The 15,521-nt window shown below is 72.7% G+C and carries 11 protein-coding genes; 5 read left to right on the top strand and 6 right to left on the bottom strand.

Annotation, left to right across the window (positions count from 1 at the left end; translation table 11 throughout):
• Window positions 1-106: 106 nt before the first annotated feature.
• From ACFWI8_RS34170 to ACFWI8_RS34150, 5 genes are all read right to left on the bottom strand, one after another.
• Window positions 107-2,623: a CBM35 domain-containing protein gene (locus ACFWI8_RS34170; protein WP_387099514.1), complete on the bottom strand. Its 2,517-nt coding sequence runs from the start codon at window positions 2,621-2,623 to the stop codon at window positions 107-109.
• Window positions 2,624-2,674: 51 nt separating this feature from the next.
• Window positions 2,675-3,532 (bottom strand): carbohydrate ABC transporter permease, encoded by an 858-nt coding sequence (locus tag ACFWI8_RS34165; RefSeq protein WP_387099512.1) that lies wholly within the window; start codon window positions 3,530-3,532, stop codon window positions 2,675-2,677.
• A gap of 298 nt (window positions 3,533-3,830) precedes the next feature.
• On the bottom strand, window positions 3,831-4,718 hold the full coding sequence (locus ACFWI8_RS34160) for a carbohydrate ABC transporter permease (protein ID WP_387099510.1): 888 nt from the start codon (window positions 4,716-4,718) through the stop codon (window positions 3,831-3,833).
• Between the two features lie 12 nt (window positions 4,719-4,730).
• Window positions 4,731-6,053, bottom strand: coding sequence for an ABC transporter substrate-binding protein (locus ACFWI8_RS34155; RefSeq protein WP_387099508.1), 1,323 nt, complete (start codon window positions 6,051-6,053; stop codon window positions 4,731-4,733).
• Window positions 6,054-6,160: 107 nt separating this feature from the next.
• The gene (locus tag ACFWI8_RS34150; RefSeq protein WP_387099506.1) at window positions 6,161-7,216 is read right to left on the bottom strand and encodes a LacI family DNA-binding transcriptional regulator; all 1,056 of its coding nucleotides are present in this window, start codon (window positions 7,214-7,216) and stop codon (window positions 6,161-6,163) included.
• Window positions 7,217-7,288: 72 nt separating this feature from the next.
• Between ACFWI8_RS34150 and ACFWI8_RS34145 the strand changes: the two genes are divergently transcribed.
• Window positions 7,289-9,418, top strand: coding sequence for an alpha-galactosidase (locus ACFWI8_RS34145; protein WP_387099504.1), 2,130 nt, complete (start codon window positions 7,289-7,291; stop codon window positions 9,416-9,418).
• A 104-nt stretch (window positions 9,419-9,522) separates the two neighbouring features.
• Window positions 9,523-10,248, top strand: coding sequence for a GntR family transcriptional regulator (locus ACFWI8_RS34140; RefSeq protein ID WP_387099502.1), 726 nt, complete (start codon window positions 9,523-9,525; stop codon window positions 10,246-10,248).
• Here the strand turns inward: ACFWI8_RS34140 and ACFWI8_RS34135 are convergent.
• Window positions 10,193-11,689 (bottom strand): MFS transporter, encoded by a 1,497-nt coding sequence (locus ACFWI8_RS34135; protein WP_387099500.1) that lies wholly within the window; start codon window positions 11,687-11,689, stop codon window positions 10,193-10,195. The genes ACFWI8_RS34140 and ACFWI8_RS34135 overlap by 56 nt on opposite strands.
• An 85-nt stretch (window positions 11,690-11,774) precedes the next feature.
• Here ACFWI8_RS34135 and ACFWI8_RS34130 point away from each other — a divergent pair, with 85 nt between their 5' ends.
• From ACFWI8_RS34130 to ACFWI8_RS34120, 3 genes are all read left to right on the top strand, one after another.
• Window positions 11,775-12,539 (top strand): AraC family transcriptional regulator, encoded by a 765-nt coding sequence (locus ACFWI8_RS34130; protein ID WP_387099498.1) that lies wholly within the window; start codon window positions 11,775-11,777, stop codon window positions 12,537-12,539.
• Between the two features lie 132 nt (window positions 12,540-12,671).
• Window positions 12,672-14,090 (top strand): cation:dicarboxylate symporter family transporter, encoded by a 1,419-nt coding sequence (locus ACFWI8_RS34125; protein WP_387099496.1) that lies wholly within the window; start codon window positions 12,672-12,674, stop codon window positions 14,088-14,090.
• 8 nt (window positions 14,091-14,098) lie between these two features.
• Window positions 14,099-15,521: adenylosuccinate lyase family protein (locus ACFWI8_RS34120; protein WP_387099494.1), on the top strand; the 1,423-nt coding region annotated here is incomplete at its 3' end.

Here is a 15,521-nt window from a genome sequence, read left to right as displayed (position 1 = left end):
GGCTCGTATATGTGTATAAGAGACAGGGGTTGTCACAGGCGTGCAACAGCGCGTCGGCGCCGGCCGCCTCGCGGCGGCCGGCGCCTGCTGCCGGAGCGGGCCCGGCTCAGCCCCGGACGGGTGCCAGCCGGATCAGGTCCAGGTCGGGGGCGAGTCCCGTCGGGTTGGTGAAGGTGAGGATGTTGCTCCCGCGTTCCAGGGTCACCGGCACGGCCAGGGACCAGAAGTTGGACCAGGAGTAGCTGTTGCGGAAGGTCGCCCGCCGCGCCGGCCCGTCGTTGACGCTGATGTCGGCGGTGCGGGAGATGACGTCCGCGTTGTAGGCGTGGTCGCTGTCGGCGCGCTCGTCGTTGGCGTAGTGGACGAACAGCAGGTAACGGCCGGCCTGCGGGGCCCGGACCGTCCACCGGGCCGAGGTGTCGGGCCCGCCGAGCCAGCCGATGTGACTGCCGCCGCTGGCGTGCGGGTTGTCGGTGATCCTGGCCTGCCCGGTGAGGGTGGCCGTCGTGTCCTGGTAGCTGGCCAGCCCGGTGGTGTCGCCGGCGCCGGTGACGTCCAGGGAGCGCACGGTGGCCGAACCGGTGGCGGTGACGCGGTTGTTGCCGGCCTGGAGGAGGACCCGAAGCGACTGTCCCGGGGTGGCGCTGAGGGGCGTGCCGTGCACGTCGAGGGTGAGCCGGCCGCCGGTGTGGCGCGGGGTCAGCGTGTAGTAGCCGTCGCGCGGCGCGAACACGTCGAAGATGACCGAGTCGCCGCTGCCGAGCACCAGCGCGCCGGTCCCGGTCCCGGTCGAACTGCCGTAGTCGTAGCGGGGGTCGCCGGTGGTGTCGGCGAGCGTCGCCTCGTAGCCGGCGCGCGGGGTGGCGGCCGGGGTGAGGACGATCCGGTCGAGGGTGACCTCGCCCGCGCCCTTGGCCAGGCTCAGGGTGTGGTCGCCGGCGGTCAGTTGGAGCCTGACCGTCCTGATGCCGCGGTAGGTCCAGTTGAGGGTGGACGGGTAGTCGACGGTGGTGGGCGCCGCGCCGTCCACGGTGAGGGTCTGGCTGGCGGGCGCGCCCGACTGGTTGCCGTAGTAGACGTCGACGTCGTAGGCGCCGGTGGTCGGCACCGAGACGTCGAAGGCGACCCGGCTCTCCGGCTGGTTGAGCGAGCCGACGTCGCGGGTGCCGGAGGTGGCGTAGCCGTTGGCGTTCTGGACGGTGCCCTGGGTGTATATCTGGCCCGCCGTGATGGTGCCGTCCTCGGCCTCGTGGGCGCCGCGCCACGGCACGGTCGGCTGGTCAGGGGTGCCGGAGCCGGCCGGGGTGAGGACGACGCGGTAGGCGGACATCCGGTCCATGCCGCGCAGCGGGACGGTGACGGTGCCGTCGGCGGCGACCCGGGCGGTGGCGCGGGACAGCACGCGGGGCGCGGCGTGCGCGCCCTCGTACCCCGACCAGCCGGCCTCGGCGACGGTGAAGGACACGGTGGAGCCGAAGGTGGCGGCCGGCACGTCGCGGAAGACGACGTCGGCGTCGCCGTCGGTGCCGCCGACGACGGCGTGCGACTGGCGCCGCTCGGTGTCGAGTGTGGCCAGGCCCTGGAGGGTGTCGATGGTGTTGGGGTTGGGCGGCGTGACGCGGACCGTCTCGCCGGTCATCGCGGCGTACCAGCGGAAGAACCACCAGCCGCCGTTGGGGATGTTGGTCTGCACGACGTTGCCGTCGAGGTTGCCCGCCATGTCCCAGTAGGCCTGGTCGGCGTAGACCTTGTTGCGTTCGAACATGGAGACCCACTGCACGAGTTGCCCCGGCACCGACAGGTCGCGGCGGTTGGCGTACTCGTCGATGTTGATCGGCAGCGGGCCGATGCCCAACTGCCGCTCCAGGGCCCGGTAGTGGTCGTAGTTGCCCTGGAAGTCACGCAGCGATGACGAGGACAGCTCGTGCCAGGTGGTGACGTCCGGCAGCACGTCGTGGTCGCGGGCGTAGGCGTAGAAGTCGGGGAGGAAACGGCGGTCGTAGCGCGACTCGTTGGGCCCGGCGATCCTGATGTCCGGGTCGACGGCGCGGATCCGCTCGTACACGGTGCGCCAGTCGGCGAGGAAGCGGTCCCGGTTCCTGGCGTACTGGGCCGGGTCCGAGGCGTTGAGGCCATACCAGATCAGGTCGGGCTCGTTGAAGGGCACGAGGACGAAGTCGTCGCTCCTGGCGTGCTCGGAGACCTGCCGGGTGATGCTGTCGACCCTGGGGAGGTAGTCGGCCAGGCCGAGGTCCTCGTAGGGCCACTGCTCGTAGATGTCCTGCATCATCACGTAGACGTCGCCGCCGCCGTTGCGGAAGAAGGACTCCGAGACGGTGAGGGCGTCGCCGTTGGGGTGCTGGAGGCCGCCCTCCGGCTTCTGGGTGATGGTCGACAACTTGAGCGGCGCGAGGATGGCGTCGCTCGGCACGCCGTCGTCGCTGAGCGCGTAGAGGGCGCCGTTGGCGCCGTACATGATGTCGCCCTCGGACTGCCCGAGGTTGACGGTGATCCGCTGGGCCGCCTGGCCGGTCGGCTCCTCCGCCGACGCGGCCGGCGTCAGCCCGACCGTCGCCAGCGCGCCGACGACGGCGACCGTCACGAGCGCTCTCGTCATGGACATGTGGGGGTTTCCTCCGGATCTGCTGATCTACGGATCTACGGATCTGCTTGCCTACTTGACGGCTCCACTGGTGATCCCGGACACGATCCGCCGCTGGGCGACGAGGAACACGGCGACCATCGGCAGGCTCATCAACACCACGTAGGCGAAGATGAGATGCCAGTTGTTGAGGTAGAGCTGGGCGCTGGCGACCTGGTAGAGGTTGATCGGCAGCGTGGCGGCGTCGCCTCCGCCGAGCACGAAGAACGCGTAGAAGACATCGCTCCAGGCGTAGAGCATCACCATGATCGTGGCGGTGGCGATGACGGGGCGCAGGAGCGGCAGGACGATGCGGACGAAGACGCGGGTCGGTCCCGCGCCGTCCATCCGGGCGGCCTCCTCCAACTCCGTGGGGATGGCGCGGATGAAGCCGGTCATGAAGAAGATGGACGTGGACAGGTACATCGCGGTGTAGACCGCGATCATGCCGGGCCGGGTGCCGGCGAGGCCGAGCTGCCGCAGCTCCAGGACGATGGTGATGATCGCCGGCGGCAGCAGCAGTCCGCTGACGCAGACCGCGTAGGCCGCCGCGACGAGACGGCCGCGCCGCCGCGCGAACACCCAGGCGGCGCCGGCGCCGAGCACCAGCACGAGCACCACCGAGGGCACGATCACCAGCAGGCTGTTGACCAGCCCGCGCACCATCTCGCCCTCGCTGAGCGCGTCGCCGTAGTTCCGTCCCGGCTGCCACTCCCCCGGCGCCGCCAGGTTCGGCCTGACGGCCTCCGCCTGCGGCTTCGCCGAGGTCACCAGCACCAACCACGCCGGCACGCCGACGAGCACGGCCGCGAGCCCGACCACGACACCACGCCGCACCCATTCGCTCCGCGAGACCCTGGCCGGGCGGGCCAGCGGGCTCCGGGCGCTCATGCCGCACCGCCTCGGCGGCTGGCCGGCGCGACCGTGCCGGAACCGGCACGTGCCCGCGCGGGGCGCGGCCGGCGCCGACCTGACCGCTCGTCGGGCCGGTCGACGGGCCCACGCACCGGAGCCCCGCTCGGCGACACACCGAAGGCGCACGGCCCGCGCCGAGGCACCATAAACGGTCCGGCCAGGGCGCGCCGGAAGCCAGCCGGCGCGGCCATGCCGTGGCGCGGGGCCACCCCGCAGGGGTGGCACGTGCCCGGCCGTCGAGGCAGGCGCGGCCCAAGCCAAGCGCAGCGGCACGTCACAGCAGCTGCTCCCTTCTCCGCAGGCCCGTGATGAGGGGGATGGCGAGGGCGACGACGATCAGGAAGAGGACCAGGCTCATCGCGGAGGCCTGGGCGTAGAGGCCCTGGCCGAAGACGCGGAACATGTAGATGTTCATGACCTCCGTGGAGCCGGCGGGGCCGCCGCCCGTCGTGGCCTGGACGATGTCGAAGGTGTTCATGGAGCCCAGCAGCGAGGTGGTCACGTTGAAGGTGACGGCCGGCGCCAGCATCGGGAAGCGGACGGCGTGGAACATCCGCCACGGACCGGCGCCGTCGGCGCGGGCGGCCTCCAGGACCTCGCCCGGGATGCCCTTGAGGCCGGCGAGGTAGATCAGCATCGCGAGGCCCATCCACTTCCAGCCGTGCACGACGGCGACCAGCACGACGGTCCAGGTCGTGTTGCCGAGCCACGGCACGGTCGTGCCGAGCGCCTCGTTGACCGCGCCGTCCGTGTCGAACAGCGCCTGGAAGACGTAGCCGACGGCGAGCGCCGAGATCAGCACGGGCAGGAAGAACACGGCGCGGAAGAAGCGGTTGAACCGGGTGTCGCGCTCCAGCAGCAGCGCGAGGCCGAGCCCGAAGAGGTTCTGGAAGAACGCGGCGAGCAGGGCGTAGACGAGGGTGACGCGGACGGCCCGCCACAGCGTGCCGTCGTCGACGATCTCCCGGAAGTTGTCGAGGCCGGTGAAACGGATCTCGCTCTGGTAGCCGGACCAGTCGGTGAACGGGTACCAGAAGTTGAGGAGGTTCGGCAGCAGGAAGAAACCGCAGAAGAGGACGACGGCGGGCAGCGCGAACCACCACGGGTGGTGGACGGCGGCGCGGGGCAGCCGCCCCGGTGGGCGGCGGGTGTCGGTCGCCATGCCCGGGCGGCCCTAGAAGCCGTCCGCGCCCTGGGCGCGGGCTATGTCGTCGAACTGGTTCTCCACGAACGCGGCGACCTCCTCGGGGGACTTCTCGCCGTAGATCAGGTCGGCGAGGCCGACGTGGAGTTCGGGCGCGACGATGGCCCTGGCCTGGAAGACGCCGTGTGCCTGCGGCAGCGCGGCGACCTGCGCCTGGGCGGTGTCCGGCATGCCGTCCGGGTTGGGCACCGCCGGCTGGACGGAGGGTATCTGCCGGTCGGCGATGAAGTCGGGGTAGTCGGGGCCGAGCCAGAAGGCGAGGAACTGCCGTGCGGCGCGCTGACGTTGTTCGTCGCCGGTGGCGAAGGCGACGACACCGTTGGTCTGGTCGGGCGAGTAGAGGCCGCGCGCGTCGGAGTTGGCGACGGGGAACCAGCCGACGGTCTCGTCGATCTCCTCGGTGCTGTGCTGGGCCTGGAGTTGGGACTGGAAGGAGGTGACGTTGAGGGCCATCGCGGCGGTGCCGTCCCAGATGGCCTCGGCCTGGCCGGTGAAGGTGCCGGTGCGGTAGTCCTCCTGGGCGAGGCCGGCGCCGAGCAGTTCGTCCTGGTACCGGGTGATGGCGTCGACGACGACGGGGTCGGTCCAGGACTCCTCGTTGCGGTTGAGGCCGTCCCACCACTCGTCGGGCAGGTCGGTCAGCTGGACCTGCACCTGCCACTGGAGGGGCCAACGGTCGCCGCCCACCTCGTAGAAGGCGGGGACGCCGGTGGCGTCCCGGACGGTGTGCGCGAGCTCCAGCAACTCGTCATAGCTCTGCGGAAGTTGGTCCTCGCTGACGCCGGCCTGCTCGAAGACCTCCTTGTTGTAGTAGACGCCGAGCATGGCGGGGCTGGTGACCACGGCGGCGTAGCGGGTGCCGTCGACGACGCCGAGCGACTGTTCCGTGGGGCCGAGGTCCTCCACCCACGGCTCGTCGTCCAACGGCAGCAGGTTGCGGGCGGGTTGGATGAACGGGAGGGTGCTGATGCTCGGCTGCCAGAACATCAGGTCGGGGCGGTCGCCGGCGGCGAGCCGGGTGGGGACGTTCTGCTCGTAGAGGTCGGGGATGGCCTCGGTGGTGACCCGGGCCCCGGTGGCCTCCTCGAAGGCGTCGATGACCTGGTCGGCGGCGGTGAGCGTGGACTGCGCCGTCCAGAAGGTGAGTTCGACGCCGTCGAGGGGGGCCAGCGGGTCGATCTCGCCCCCGCCGTCGGCCCCGCCCGGGGTGTCGTCGACGCTGCTGTCGCTGCAGGCGCCCAGGGTCAGGGTGGTGGCGCAGATCAGGGCCAGGGCGGCCGCGGTGCGTTTCATGGCGACTCTCCGAGGGCGGCTCGTCGGGGTGTCCTGGTGGTGTGCGGTGGACCGATGGCGTTCCGGGGGTGACGAGTTGGCGGGTGGGGTGGTATCGGCGGGGTGGGTCAGCGGGTGGGCGCGGGTCCTGTGCTCTCGCGGACGATCAGGCGGGGCGCGGCGGCCACGGGGTGCGGGACGATCGGCTCGCCCTGCTCGACCAGGCCGTGCAGCAGGGCGAAGCAGGCTCGGCCCACGCCGGCGAAGTCGAGCCGCACGGTGGTGAGCGCGGGGGCCAGGTAGGCCGAGTGCGGGGCGTCGTCGAAGCCGACGACGCTGACCTCGTCCGGGACGGCGCGGCCGGCCTCGCGCAACGCGCGCAGCACGCCGAGCGCCAGGTCGTCGTTGCCGCACAGCACCGCCGTCACGTCGGGGTCGCGGGCCAGCAAGCGGCCGGCGGCGTAGCCGTCGGCGGGCTCCCAGCCGCCCTCGACGGGCTCCGGCACGGGCACCCCGGCGTGGGTGAGCGCGTCGCGCCAGCCGGCGGCGCGCTGGGCGCCGCCGCTGGTGCGGGTGGTGGAGGGGATGGCGAGGTAGTGGACGGTGCGGTGACCGAGTTCGAGGAGGTGTCGGGTGGCCTCGCGGGCGGCGGCCCGGTCGTCGGTCCACACCCAGGGGCTGAGGGCTGACGGCGGCTCCGCCGGGGTTTCCACGGCGGCCACCAACGGAATGTCGGCCGGGGCGAGTTCGAGGGCGCGGACGCCGGGGCTGTCGTAGGCGATCAGGATCAGCCCGCCGCCGGGGTCGGTGGCGCGCCGCAGCGCCTCGGTGACGAGCCGCTCGTCGTCGGACTCGAGCACGTGGATGCCGACGGCGAACGAGGCGGCGCGGGCGGCCTCCTCGATGCCCTTGATGGCGGTGGCGTAGCCGTAGTGGACGGTGTTGGAGGTCAGCACGGTCACGGTGCGGGATCGCCCGCTGGCCAGCGCGTGCGCGGTGGCGCTGCGCCGGAAGCCGAGTCGGGCGATGGCGGCCTCGACGCGCTCGCGGGTCGCGGGCCTGACGCTGGGGTGCCCGTTGATGACGCGGGAGACCGTCTGGTGGGACACCCCGGCGGCGGTGGCGACGTCCCGGATGCTGGCCGGGCGGCCTCCCCCGCTCCTTGTGTGACCGGTCACAGACATGCCAGGATTGTGACCGGTCACACAGGGGCCGTCAAGGCATCGGCAGCCGGGTTTCCACGAGGAGTTGAAGCGGTGTCGCAGGGCGCGCTTGCGGAGGGCGGGTACGGGTCGGAGGGCGAGGGGGTGGCGCGGGTTCGTTGGGGGCACGAGGCGCTCGACGTGGCGGTGGCCGCCGGGCCGGACGGGGCGCCGCGCCTGGTGGCCCTGGGATCGCCCGCACTGGACAAGGCCGGGGCGACACCGCTGGTGGAGGTGCTGGCCCTGGGTGAGGGCAGCGAGTGGTCCGGGCAGCGCGGGATCGAGTCCTCGATCGGGGCGCGGCTGCGGCTGGTCGGCCACGAGACGAGCCGGGACGGCGACTGGCACCGGCTGACCCTGCGGCTGCGCGACGAGGCGACAGGCCTCGCCGTCGAGGTGCTGCTCGACTCGCCGGACGGGGTGCCGGTGGTCAGGTCCCGGACCCGGGTCACCAACGAGGGCCCGAACCCCGTCACACTGCTGGCGGTCTCCTCGCTCACCCTGGGCGGGCTCCCCTCCCCGGACGCGCTGGAGGTGTACTGGGCGGAGAACGACTGGCTGGCGGAGTGCCGTTGGCGGCACGAGCCGCTGCGCGACCGGGTCCCCGATCTGAGCAGGGCGCGGAACGCGGCGGACAGCCGGGGCCGGATCGGCTACGCGAGCAGGGGCAGTTGGTCGACCGACGGCCACCTGCCGATGGGCGCCCTGGTCCGACGCGACGGTGGGGCGGCCTGGTTGTGGCAGGTGGAGTCATCCACCGGCTGGCTGTGGGAGGTCGGGGAGCGCTCCCCCGGCAGCTACCTGGCGCTGCACGGCCCCACCGACACCGAGCACCAGTGGCGGCAACCCCTGCTGCCCGGCCGTTCGTTCACCACCGAGCCGGCCGCCCTCGCCGTCGGCGGCGACCTCACCGCGGCCTTCGGCGCGCTCACCGCCTACCGGCGCGCCATCCGCCGGCCGCACGAGGACCACCGTCGACTGCCCATCGTCTTCAACGACTTCATGAACACCCTCAACGGCGACCCCACCACCGCCAAACTGCTGCCGCTCGTCGACGCCGCGGCATCGGTCGGCGCCGAGTACTTCGTGATCGACGCCGGCTGGTACGACGACGACACCCGGGGCTGGTGGGACAGCGTCGGCGCCTGGGAGCCGGCCGCCAACCGCTTCCCCGGCGACCGCGGCATCCACGAGGTCCTCGACCGCATCCGCGCCCACGGCATGGTGCCGGGGCTCTGGCTGGAACCCGAGGTGATCGGCGTGCGCAGCCCGTTGGCCGACTCACTCCCGCCGGAGGCGTTCTTCCGCCGCGAGGGGGTGCGGGTCCGGGAGCACGGCCGCTACCAGCTCGACCTGCGGCACCCGGCGGCCGTGGCGCACCTGGACCACACCGTGGACCGGATCGTCGGCGAGTGGGGCGTGGGCTACCTCAAGCTGGACTACAACATCAGCGTCCCGCCCGGCACCGACACCGGCGGCACCACCAGCCCGGGCGCCGGCCTGCTCGGCCACGCCCGCGCCTACCGCGCCTGGCTCGGCTCGCTCCTTGACCGCCACCCGCACCTGGTGCTGGAGAACTGCGCCTCGGGCGGCATGCGCATGGACAGCGCGATGCTGAGCGTCACCCAACTCCAGTCCACCAGCGACCAACAGGACCACCTGCGCTACCCACCCATCGCCGCCGCCGCACCCACCGCCGTGCCGCCCGAGCAGGGGGCCGTGTGGGCCTACGCCCAACCCGAGTTCACCACCGACGACAACGCCTTCGTGCTGGCCAGCGCGCTGCTCGGCCGCATCCACCTCTCCGGGCACCTCGACCGGATGACGCCCGACCAACTGGCCCTCGTGCAGGACGCGTTGACCACCTACCGGGAGATCAGAGCCGTTCTGCCGCACGCCACCCCGTTCTGGCCCCTCGGCCTGCCGGGCTGGACCGACGACTGGACCGCGCTCGGCCTGGCCGCGGGCGAGAGCCGGTACCTCACCGTCTGGCGACGCGCCGGCGAACCGCGGCGCACCCTGCCCGTACCGGAGTTGGCCGGCCACCCGGTCCGGGTCGAGGTGCTGCACCCGTCCGGCGCCTCCGACGCCACCACGACCTGGTCGACCGAGACCGGCGAACTGACCGTCGCCCTCCCCCGCACCCCCACCGCGCTGCTGCTGCGCCTGACGCCGCTCCGCTGAGCGCCTTCGTCGCGGCGCCGCCCGCCCGCCCTGCGCGAGCGGGCCGCACGCGGCTTGTTCTAGGATTTCGCGGACGGTGTCGTGATCATTCGAGGAGTCCTCCCGTGGGCCAGCCGCGCTACCTGGTGATCGCGGACGACCTCAGGGACGGAATCGCCGGGGGGCGCTGGAGCGTCGGCGAGCTGCTGCCGACCGAGCCCGAGCTGGCCGAGCAGTACCACGTCTCCCGGGAGACCCTCAGGCGGGCCCTGCGGCGTCTCGAACTCGACGGGCTGATCTCCCGGCAGAAGGGGGTGGGCACCCGTGTCGAGCGGGCCACGCCCTGGCGCCAGTTCACCTCCAAGCTGGGCAGCATCGAGGACCTGACCCAGTACGGCGAGACGGCCGTGCGGCAGGTCCTGTCCGTGGACGAGGTGACGGTGGACGCCGACCTGTCGGCGGTCACGGGACTGCCGGTCGGCGCCGGACAGGTGTGCGTGACCTCGGTCCGGCGGGACCCCGGGCGCCCCGAGGGCGCCGTGTCGTGGGCGCGGGTCTATCTGAGCCGGGGGGACGCCGAGGCCGTCGCGCCCGATCTGGCAGACGGCACACGGCTCATCGCGGACCTGCTGGAGGCCAGGACGGGCCGCGCCGTGGAGCGCGTCGTCCAGCGGACCCGGGCGGTGGCGGTCCCCGAGGAGGCCGCGGCGCACCTCGCCGTGCCGGCCGGGACGCCGGGCCTGGAGTTCGTGCGCCGCTACTACGACGCCGCGGGCGAGCTCTTCGAGGTCTCGGTCAGTACCCACGCCGGCGACCGGTTCGTGCACGAGACGACCCTGACTCGGAGGTAGGCCCTGGCCCCACTGCCCCCGGAGTTCGGAGAGCGCTGGGCCGGCGGGGCAGGGTGGCGGCGAGGGCGGCGCCGAGCGTGAGGAGGGCGGCGGCGAGGGTGAGCGCGAGTGCGAAGCCCTCCGTCGCGGCGAGTGCGGGGTCGTCGGGTGCGGCCACGGCGTCGCCGTGGCGCGCGGCCAGGGCGACGAGCGCGGCCACCCCCACGGCGCCGCCGACCTGTTGGACGGAGCTCAGGACCGCCGAGCCGAGTCCCGCGTCCGCCTCGGTGGTGCCCGTGAGGGCGGCCACGGTCAGGGCGGGCAGGCACAGCCCGTTACCGACGCTCGTGACGAGCATGCCGGGCAGCACCCCGGAGGCGTAGCCGTCGTTCGGCGCCACGCCGGACAGCAGCAGCAGTCCACCCGCACTGGCCAGGAGCGAGACGACGAGGACCGGGCGCATGCCGAGCCTGAGCACGGCCCGGGAGGAGAGCCACATGCCCGCCAGGATGCCGGCGCCGTAGGGCAGGTAGGCGACGCCGGCCGTGAGCGGGCCGTAGCCGAGCACGGTCTGCAGGTGCAGCATCAGCAGGAGGGCCATCGCGTACATGGCGGCGGAGAACAGCAGGGCCGTCCCGTTGGCGGTGGCGCGGACGCGGACGGACAGGAACGACAGGGGCACGAGCGGCTCGGTGGTGCGCGCCTCGACCACGAAGAAGGCGACGGCCAGGAGCGCGGCCAGCGCCAGGGGCCCGGCCGCGGACATGTCGTCCCAGCCCGACTCCTCGGTCCTGAGCACCCCGTAGACCAGGGACACCACGGCGCCGGTGCCCAGGACGGCACCGGGTACGTCGAGCGGGGCCCGGCGGGCGGCCCGGCTCTCCGGGACCAGGCGCGGGAGCAGCGCGACGGCCACGGCGACCACCGGCAGGTTGACCAGGAAGACCCAGCGCCAGGACGCCAGGCCGGTCAGCGCGCCGGAGATCACCAGGCCCGTCGTGCCGCCCAGGGCCGCGATGCCGCCCCAGATGCCGAACGCCCTGGCGCGCTCCCCGGCACCGGGGAACAGCAGGGTGATCAGGGCCAGCGCGGCCGGGCTGGCCATGGCCGCGCCCGCGCCCTGGACGAACCGGCCGGCCACGAGCTGCCAGGGCTCCTGCGCGAGGCCGCAGACGAGGCTCGCCGCACCGAACAGCGCCACCCCCGTCAGGAAGACGCGTCTGCGGCCGAGCAGGTCGGCCATGCGGCCGAACAGCAGCAACAGCCCGCCGAAGGCGAGGAAGTAGGCGTTGACGACCCAGGCGAGGCCCGCGGCGCCGAAGCCGAGATCCTCCCGCACGCTGGGGAGCGCCAGGTTCACCACGTTGTCGTCCAGGACGAGCATGAACTGCATGAGGCACAGCACCGCCAGGGCCGCTCCGCGGCGCCCGGGGGCGTTGCCCGGTGGGTGGTCGATGGGCATGCGGATGACGCTATTCACCGGTCGCGTTGGCCGCGATACGCTACCGGGCCATGGCATATCGTGTTGAGGACACCGGCTGGAGAGCATGACCGAGCCCGTCTGGGGGGCCGTCCCGCCCGGGGTGGGGGCGATCGTCGTCGGGACCTTCCCGTTGGCGTCCGGGCAGTGGTTCGTCCCGCACAGCCACCCGCAGCACCAGTTGGCCTGGGCGCGCCGCGGGGTGCTCGGCGTCGCGGTCGGCGACGCCTACTGGGTGCTGCCGCCGACCCGGGCACTGTGGCTGCCCGCGGGGGTGGTCCACCGGACCGGCGCGACCCGCGAGGCGGTGCTGTGCAGCCTCTACTTCGAACCGGACGGATGCGACGTGGACTGGGCGGATCCCACGCCGGTCGGCGTCGACGGGCTGCTGACCCACCTCATCGCCTACCTCAGCCGCGAGAACCTGGACGACGCCCCGCGGTCGCGGGCCGAGGCGGTCGTCATGGACCTGCTGCGCCCGCTGCCGTCCACCCCCATCGACGTGCCGCTCCCGACCGACGACCGCGTTCGCGCCGTGGCCGACGCGCTGCTCGCCGACCCCGCCGACCCACGGAGCCTCGACGCGCACGCACGGGCCGTCGGAGTGAGCCGCCGCACGCTGACGCGGCTGTTCGTCCGCGACACCGGCATGCACTTCGACCGCTGGCGCACCCATGTGCGGCTGCGTGCCGCGCTGCCCCTGCTCGCCGAGGGCCAACCCGTCTCCCGGGTGGCGCACACCGTGGGGTACGCGACGCCGAGCGCCTTCCTCGCGGCGTTCCGGCGAACCGTCGGCACCTCGCCGGGCCGCTACCTCGACGCCAGGGCGTGACCGTCCCGGGGTGGAACGCCGGACCGGGGCGCGGGTCCACGATTCCCCTCACGCACGCCCCTTGACATCGGCAGACCCATGAGCAACCTTGTCTAGACATAGATCCATGTCTAGACAAAGAGGTCGCTCAGCATGAGGTCGCAGGAACAACTGCTGGACTCCGCCTCCGCGCGCCCGCCGGGCAAGCGGTGGTACCGGGGGCTCGGGGCGCAGGTCGTGCTCGCCATGGTCCTCGGCATCGCGGTCGGCTTCGCCTTCCCCGGCCTCGGGGCCGACCTGAAGATCCTCGGCGACCTGTTTCTCGCCCTGGTCAAGGCCGGGGTCGCGCCGCTCGTCTTCCTCACCATCGTCATGGGCATCGCCTCCGCCGGTGACCTGCGGAAGGCGAGCCGCGTCGGATTCCTGGCCCTGGTCTACTTCGAGATCGTCTCCACCCTGGCGCTCCTCCTCGGCCTGGCGGCCGCCAACCTGTTCGGCGTCGGGAAGGGCGTCGACGTGGAGGACGCCACCGGCTCGGCCGAGGCGCCCGGCGCCGACGAGGGCGACCACGGGTTCACCGCCTTCCTCCGGGACATCGTTCCCGACAACTTCGTGGGCGCGTTCTCCTCCGGGCAGCTCCTCCAGGTGGTGGTGCTCGCCGTCATCTTCGGCATCGGCCTGCTGGCCCTCGAACCCCACCTGCAGGGCCGGATCAACGGCGGACTTGAGGTGGTCTCCGAGGCGTTCTTCGGCTTCGTCAACATCATCATGAAGCTGGCGCCCTTCGGCACGTTCGGCGCCATCGCCTACGCCGTGGCGACCAGCGGCGGCGGGATGCTCCTCGCCCTGGCCGAACTCGTCCTCCAGTACTGGCTCGTCATCGCCGTCTTCGTCTTCGGCGTGCTCGGTCTCGTGTGCCTCGTCGCCGGCTTCAACATCCTGCGCGTACTCCAGTACGTCCGGACGGAGATGACGCTGGTGCTGGGCACAGCATCCTCCGAGGCGGCCCTCCCGGGGCTGCTGCGGAAGCTCCCGCTGATCGGCTGCTCCAAGCAGTCCGTCGGCCTGGTCGTCCCCACCGGGTACGCCTTCAACCTCGACGGCACCTCGATCTACATGTCCATCTGCACGCTGTTCGTCGCCAACGTCTACGGCGTCCCCATGGGGCTTCCCGAGCAGCTCGGCCTGCTGGCGATCATGCTGCTCACCTCCAAGGGCGCGGCCACCGTCTCCGGCGGCACCTTCGTGGTCTTCGCCTCCACCGTGGCCGCTACCGACAACCTGCCCGTCGAGGGCATCGGGGTGCTCTTCGGCGTCTACCGCTTCATGTCGATGGCCACGGCCTTCTGCAACACCTTCGGCAACGTCGTCGCGACCTTCGTGGTCGCCAGGTGGTGCGGGGAGATGGACGTCGAGAAGGTCAGGGGCGCCCTGGCCGACCCCAGGGCGTTCCTGGCCAGGGCCGAGGCGGAGTCCGCGGCTGAGCCGACGGCGCCGGGCCGGGACGCGGCAGGCCGGGACGCCGCGCCCGCGGAGGACGCCCGCACCGCCCCCACCACCCTCACGAAATGAGAGCGCGCATGAGCACCACCGTCTTCGACTCCCTGCTGTTCCGCGACATGTTCGGCACCCCGGCCATGCGGGAGATCTTCAGCGACACCGCCTATGTCCAGCGCATCATCGACACGGAGACCGCCCTGGCCCGCGCGCAGGCCGCGGTCGGCGTCATCCCCGCCGAGGCCGCGGCGGAGATCACCGCCAAGGCCGACTTCGCCGGCCTGGACGTCGAACGGCTCAGGGCCGAGACGGAGATCGTCGGCTACCCGGTGCTGCCCATCATCAAGCAGCTCTCCGACCAGTGCGGCGACGCGGGCCGCTACCTCCACTGGGGCGCCACCACGCAGGACATCATGGACACCGCCGTCATGCTCCAGTGCCGGCAGGGCCTGGCGCTCCTCGGCGACCAACTCGACCGGGTGCGCGCCGCCCTGCGGCAGCTCGCCGAGGACCACGTGGACACCGTCGCGGCCGGACGCACCCACCTCCAGCACGCGCTGCCGGTCACCTTCGGCTACCGCTGCGCGGTCTGGCTCTCCGCCCTCGACCGCCACGCCGAGCGCCTCGCGCAGGCCGGCGAGCGGGCCCTCATGGTGCAGTTCGGCGGCGCCGCCGGCACCCTGGCCTCCCTCGGCGAGGGCCCAGAGGGCCTGCGGACCCGCGCGGCCCTCGCCGCGGAACTCGGGCTGCGCGACCCCGAGATCACCTGGCACGTCGCCCGCGACGGACTCGTCGAACTGGTCTCGCTGTTCGCGGCCGTCGGCGGTTCGCTCGGCAAGATCGCCTGGGACGTGATGATGATGAGCTCCTCCGAGTTCGGCGAAGTCGCCGAGCCCTTCGTGCCCGGCCGGGGAGCGAGCTCCACCATGCCGCAGAAGCGCAACCCCATCTCCAGCGAGCTGATGTTCGCCGCCGCCAAGCTCCTTCGGGACCGGGCCGCCACGATGCTCGACGCCATGATGCAGGACTTCGAACGGGCCACCGGGCCCTGGCACCTGGAGTGGGCCGCCGTCCCCGAGTCCTTCCTGCTGCTGGCCAGCTCGCTGCACCAGGCCGAGTTCATGCTCGGCGGCCTGGAGGTGAACGTGGACCGGATGCGTCAGAACACCCGGCTCACCGGCGGACTCATCGTCGCCGAGGCCGTGATGATGGCGGTCGCCCCGGTGCTCGGCAGGCAGCGGGCCCACGAGGTCGTCTACGACGCGTGCCGCACCGCCATCGAGACGGGCACCACCCTCGAAGCCGAACTCCTCGGCCACGCCGAACTGGTGGGCCACCTCGGCGCCGAGCGCGTCACCGAGCTCTGCGACCCGGCCCGCTACCTCGGCAGCGCCGCGGGGGGGGGGGCGGGGGGGGGGCCGCCGGGCCCCGGGCCCCCCCCCCCCCCCCCCCCGTCCGTGATCTGTCGCCTGAGCTCCTTCACCACCTGGAGATACGGCGGCGTGC

The sequence above is a fragment of the Streptomyces sp. NPDC127098 genome (assembly GCF_042722465.1).
Lineage (GTDB): Bacteria > Actinomycetota > Actinomycetes > Streptomycetales > Streptomycetaceae > Streptomyces > Streptomyces millisiae.
Note: the sequence above shows the minus strand (reverse complement) of the source record. Positions and strands in the feature narration are given on the sequence as shown.

What these genes read in the sequence shown, in the direction of transcription:
- ACFWI8_RS34155 (WP_387099508.1), bottom strand. Translation starts at nt 6,053, where the DNA reads ATGAAACGCACCGCGGCCGCCCTGGCCCTGATCTGCGCCACCACCCTG.
- ACFWI8_RS34130 (WP_387099498.1), top strand. Translation starts at nt 11,775, where the DNA reads ATGACCGAGCCCGTCTGGGGGGCCGTCCCGCCCGGGGTGGGGGCGATC.
- ACFWI8_RS34135 (WP_387099500.1), bottom strand. Translation starts at nt 11,689, where the DNA reads ATGCCCATCGACCACCCACCGGGCAACGCCCCCGGGCGCCGCGGAGCG.
- ACFWI8_RS34125 (WP_387099496.1), top strand. Translation starts at nt 12,672, where the DNA reads ATGAGGTCGCAGGAACAACTGCTGGACTCCGCCTCCGCGCGCCCGCCG.
- ACFWI8_RS34150 (WP_387099506.1), bottom strand. Translation starts at nt 7,216, where the DNA reads ATGTCTGTGACCGGTCACACAAGGAGCGGGGGAGGCCGCCCGGCCAGC.
- ACFWI8_RS34165 (WP_387099512.1), bottom strand. Translation starts at nt 3,532, where the DNA reads ATGAGCGCCCGGAGCCCGCTGGCCCGCCCGGCCAGGGTCTCGCGGAGC.
- ACFWI8_RS34160 (WP_387099510.1), bottom strand. Translation starts at nt 4,718, where the DNA reads ATGGCGACCGACACCCGCCGCCCACCGGGGCGGCTGCCCCGCGCCGCC.
- ACFWI8_RS34170 (WP_387099514.1), bottom strand. Translation starts at nt 2,623, where the DNA reads ATGTCCATGACGAGAGCGCTCGTGACGGTCGCCGTCGTCGGCGCGCTG.